General features: G+C 71.7%; 4 protein-coding genes. 3 read left to right on the plus strand and 1 reads right to left on the minus strand.

Going from position 1 to position 4,985, the window contains the following annotated elements; all coding sequences use genetic code 11:
• Nucleotides 1-1,485: MFS transporter (locus GWI24_RS40190; protein ID WP_247617556.1), on the minus strand; the 1,485-nt coding region annotated here is incomplete at its 3' end.
• Between the two features lie 153 nt (nt 1,486-1,638).
• Between GWI24_RS40190 and dusB the strand changes: the two genes are divergently transcribed.
• The 3 genes from dusB to GWI24_RS40205 form a co-directional block, all read left to right on the plus strand.
• Nucleotides 1,639-2,829: a tRNA dihydrouridine synthase DusB gene (dusB, locus tag GWI24_RS40195; RefSeq protein ID WP_210950969.1), complete on the plus strand. Its 1,191-nt coding sequence runs from the start codon at nt 1,639-1,641 to the stop codon at nt 2,827-2,829.
• Between the two features lie 149 nt (nt 2,830-2,978).
• The gene (locus tag GWI24_RS40200) at nt 2,979-4,229 is read left to right on the plus strand and encodes a hypothetical protein (protein ID WP_210950970.1); all 1,251 of its coding nucleotides are present in this window, start codon (nt 2,979-2,981) and stop codon (nt 4,227-4,229) included.
• The coding region (locus tag GWI24_RS40205) for a caspase family protein (RefSeq protein ID WP_210950971.1) at nt 4,226-4,985 on the plus strand (760 nt) is incomplete at its 3' end. The genes GWI24_RS40200 and GWI24_RS40205, both read left to right, overlap by 4 nt.

Consider the following 4,985-nt stretch of genomic DNA (forward strand, 5'->3'; position numbering starts at 1 on the left):
CTTGGCGTTCGCCGAGGTCTGCCCCGTCGGCTTGCCCTCCTCGAACAGCGCGGCCGCGTGCCGGGTCGTCTTCTCGGCCCAGTGGCCCGTGGTCACCAGCCCCAGCAGCAGGATGACGGCACCGCACGCGGCGATGATCCACCACGCGGGACGGGCCGCGTCCACGAACGACGCGGCGGCCGCGGACGAGGCGGCGTGCCCCATCCCGCCCGCCGCCGCCGACGCGGCGCCCGCCGCCAGCACCGCGCCGATGACCGCGACACCGAGCGACTGGCCCACCTGACGGCTGGTGGAGGCGACGGCCGCGGCGACCCCGGCCTGGGAGCGGGGCATCCCGGAGACCGCCGTATTGGTGATGGGCGCGTTGACCATGCCGAAGCCGAGGCCGAACAGCACATAGCCGATCAGCAGCCCCGCATCGCTCGCCTGGACGTCGAAGACGGCGAACAGGAGCCCGCTGGCCGTTATGGCCACCCCGGCCACCAGCATCGACGGCCGTGGCCCGCGGGCGCCCACCAGCCGCCCGGACAGCGGCGCGCAGACGAAGCACATGAACGCCATGGGCAGCATCCACAGCCCGGCGTGCAGCGCGTTGAGCCCGCGCACGTCCTGGAGATAGAGCGTGTTCATGAAGAGATAGCCGCCGAGCGCCGCGAAGGCGCACACCGCGACGACCGTGGCCCCGCTGAACGGCGCGCTGTGGAAGAACCGCACATCGATCAGCGGTTCCTCACGCCGCCGCTCGTAGCGGATCAGCGTGAGCAGCCCCAGGGCGGCGATCCCCGCACAGGTCGCGATCAGCGGCGAGTCCCAGCCGCGGTCCGGCGCCTCGATGATCGCGAACGTGAGGGTGCCCAGCACCGCGATGACCAGCAGCTGGCCTACGGGGTCGACCCGGCGCGGCCGGGGGGCACGCGACTCGGGGACGTAACGGGCGGTGAGGAGCAGCGCCGCGAGCCCGACCGGAATGTTCATCCAGAAGATCGAGCGCCAGCCGACGGACTCCACCAGCAGTCCGCCCACGATCGGCCCGGCCGCCATGCTGATGCCGACGACCCCGCCCCAGGCCCCGATGGCGCGGGCCCGCTCCCTGGGCTCGGTGAAGACGTTGGTGATGATCGACATGGCGACGGGGTTGAGCATCGAACCGCCGATCGCCTGCACCATGCGGAAGAGGATCAGCGTTTCCAGATTGGGTGCGAGGCTGCACAGTCCCGAGCCGAGGGTGAAGATCACCAGCCCGGTCTGGAAGGTGCGCTTGCGTCCCACCCGGTCGGCCGTCGACCCCGAGAGCATCAGCAGGGCGGCGAGGACCAGGGTGTAGGCGTCGATCGTCCACTGCATCCCCGAGACGGAGGCGTGCAGATCACTCCGTATCGAGGGCAGCGCGACATTGAGAACCGTGTTGTCGAGGCTGACGAGCAGCAGGCTCATGCAGCAGATCGCCAGCACAAGCATGCGCCGCCGATGGCTGAGCTCACGCATGGTTGAACGCTACATCGATACCGTCGGTGCGGCGGTCATCGCCGCCCTGTCGATCCCTCTCGCGGGTGCGGGACAAGTTCCCTCTCGCGGGTGCGGGACAATAAGAGATCGGCCCCGCCCTCTCACCGTAGTACGCACGAGAAAGCTGATCCCATGACGCAATCGCCGCAGACGCCGCACACGGAGCGGACGCAGCTGCGGATCGGACCCCATAGGGTCCAGCCGCCGGTCGTTCTGGCACCGATGGCCGGGATCACCAACGCCCCGTTCCGCACCCTGTGCAGGGAGTTCTCGGGTGGCAAGGGGCTGTTCGTCAGCGAGATGATCACCACCCGGGCGCTGGTGGAGCGGGACGCCAAGACGATGCGGCTGATCCACTTCGACGGCACCGAGAAGCCGCGCTCCATCCAGCTGTACGGGGTGGACCCGGTGACCGTCGGCAAGGCCGTCCAGATGATCGTGGACGAGGATCTCGCCGACCATATCGACCTCAACTTCGGCTGCCCGGTGCCCAAGGTGACCCGTAAGGGCGGCGGCTCGGCGCTCCCGTACAAGCGGCATCTGCTGCGCTCGATCCTGCGCGAGGCCGTGACCGCCGCGGGCCCGCTGCCGGTGACCATGAAGATGCGCAAGGGCATCGACGACGACCACATCACCTACCTCGACGCGGGCCGGATCGCCGTCGAGGAGGGCGTGACCGCGATCGCCCTGCACGGCCGCACCGCGGCCCAGCACTACGGCGGCACCGCCGACTGGGAGGCGATCGCCCGGCTGAAGGAGGCCGTCCCCGAGATCCCGGTGCTGGGCAACGGCGACATCTGGTCCGCCGACGACGCGGTCCGGATGATGCGCGAAACGGGCTGTGACGGCGTGGTCGTGGGGCGCGGCTGCCTGGGGCGGCCCTGGCTCTTCGGCGACCTGGTGGCCGCGTTCGAACCGGGCGACGGGGCGTCGGTATCCGGCCCCGGGGCGCCGGTGTACGCGCGGCCGACGCTCAAGGAGGTCGCGGCCGTGATGCGCCGCCACGCCGAGCTGCTCGCCGAGTGGCTGGAGGACGAGGAGCGCGGCGTGATCGACTTCCGTAAGCACGTCGCCTGGTACACCAAGGGCTTCTCGGTGGGCTCGGAGATGCGCAAGCGGCTGGCCATCACCTCGTCCCTCGCCGAGCTGGACACCCTGCTGGCGGAGCTGGACCTGGACCAGGAGTGGCCCCCCGGCGCCGACGGCCCGCGCGGCCGCACCTCCGGCCGCAACCGCGTGGTGCTGCCCGACGGCTGGCTGGACGACCCGTACGACCGCGCGGGCGTCGGCGCGGACGCGGAGCTCGACACCTCGGGCGGCTGAGCCGGGTAGTCCGGGGCGTGAGCCGGGTAGGGGCCGTAAGCCGGATGGACCAGGGGCGAGCCCGGTAGTCCGGGGGTCACATGGGGTCATCACCGGTTAAAGTGATGGGCTCGTGGTCGCGGTGGGATCTGGACGATCTGGGGGGATCGGTGACAAGCGTCGTCTTCGTCCACGGCACGGGGGTCCGGGCCAAGTCGTACGAGAAGAGCTTCGCGCGGGTCGTGAGCGGCCTGGGGCGGGTGAGAGCCGATATCCCGGTCGCCCGCTGCTTCTGGGGCGAGGAGCACGGAGCCTCGCTGGGGCTCGGCGGGGCGTCGCTCCCGGTGCGCACCAAGAACCGCGGCGTCGGCGGTGACGGCGCGCTGGACGAGGACGATCCGCTGGCCGTATGGGCACTGCTGGAGGTGGATCCGCTCGCGGAGCTGCGGGAGTTCGCGCAGGCGGCGAAGGCGCGGCGCGGCGGAGGCGCGCGGGCCGGTTTCGCCCCCGGCCGTCAGGACCCCTGGCAGGTCATGGCCGACAAGGCGCGCGGGCTGAGCCTGGAGGCGCTGACCGGTGGCGGGGACAGCCTGGACGAGCTGGTGGCCGACCTCGCGCCGCACCTCGGCCCGGCCGGTGGCCGCGTCGCCCAGGAGATCTCCCGCACCCTGGGCGGCACTCCGCCCGCCGACGGCATCGAGCCCATCGCGGCCCGTGCCGTGTACGCCCTGGCCGTCCAGCGGGCCGAGGGCCCGCACGGCGACGAGGAGCCGCTCGAGGTGGACGGCGCCGACCGCGACACCGTCGTCGGCGCGCTCACCGATCAGCTGGGCGGCGCCGGGCGGGGCGGATTCGTCGCCGGTGCCGCGAAGGGCGTCGCCGTACGGGCGCTCAACTCCTACCTCTCGCCGTTGTCCTCGCTGGCCCACACCTTCCGTGGCGGCATCACCAAGGGATCCGTCCCGGCCAGTGGCGACATCCTCCGCTACCAGGTGCGCGGCGCCGGGGTGCGCGCCGCGATCCGGGCGGCGGTGCGCGATGAGATCGAGTCGGGGAACGGCCCGGTGGTGCTGCTCGCCCACAGCCTCGGCGGTATCGCCTGTGTCGATCTGCTCGCCGATCCCACGGAGGAGCCGCCCGAGGTGGAACTGCTGGTGACGGTCGGCTCCCAGGCGCCGTTCCTCTACGAGTTGGACGCGCTCACCGCGCTGCGCCGCGACGAACCGCTGCCCGGCGCCTTCCCTCGCTGGATCAACGTCTACGACGAGCGGGATCTGCTCGGCTTCGTCGGGGAGAAGGTCTTCCCCGGCCGGGTCACCGATCTGCGCGTCAACACCCGCCAGCCCTTCCCTCGCGCCCACACCTCGTACTTCGTCCACCAGCGGCTGTACGACCTGCTGGCCCCGGAGCTGCCGAAGTGACAGCGGTGGAGCACGACTGGCGCCGCACCCACGCCGTGATCGTGGCGGTCGAGCGGTACAACGGCAGCGACGACCTGAACCTCGACGGCCCGGTGCGGGACGCCATCGGCATGCGGAAGTGGCTGACCGGGCGGGGCGTGCCGCCGGAGAACATCCAGTTACTTGCCTCGCCCATGGAGCGCAACAGGGCGGCCCTGGAGGCGGTGCACCCCGATTACCGCCCGGCGGAGCGCGCCGATGTGCGCAAGGTCTTCCGGGAGGGGCTGCGCGACATCGACGGCGACTGGCTGTGGATTTACTGGGCCGGGCACGGGGTGCAGGCAGCGGGCGGCCGCTGGAGCCTGCTGTACCCCGAGACCTCCGACACCGACCTCCAGGGGCTGGACGCCGACAGTCTGGTCGATCTGGTGCGCACCGACCACCTGCCCTGGGACGGAGTGGACCGGGTCACCGTGGTCATCGACGCCTGCCGGGAGGCCCTTCCCGGCGGCACCCATGAACTGGCAGACATCCCGCAGCCGCTCACCAACGCGGCCCAGATCCGACCCGACCGGCCGGTCTTCTGGATGCGGGCCTGCCAGGCGGGCGCCGCCGCCATGGAGCGGGCGGGCACCGGGCGCTTCACCTCGGTTCTGCTGCGGCAGCTGGAAGCGGCGGGTACGGCAGGGGCGGCGCTGGATCTGGACCGGGTCTGGCAGGGCGTACAAGACGAGTTCGCCCAGTCGCGCGGGGCGGAGAGCACTCGGCAGTACCCGA

Source organism: Streptomyces sp. MK37H (genome assembly GCF_018035285.1).
GTDB classification, from domain to species: domain Bacteria; phylum Actinomycetota; class Actinomycetes; order Streptomycetales; family Streptomycetaceae; genus Streptomyces; species Streptomyces endocoffeicus.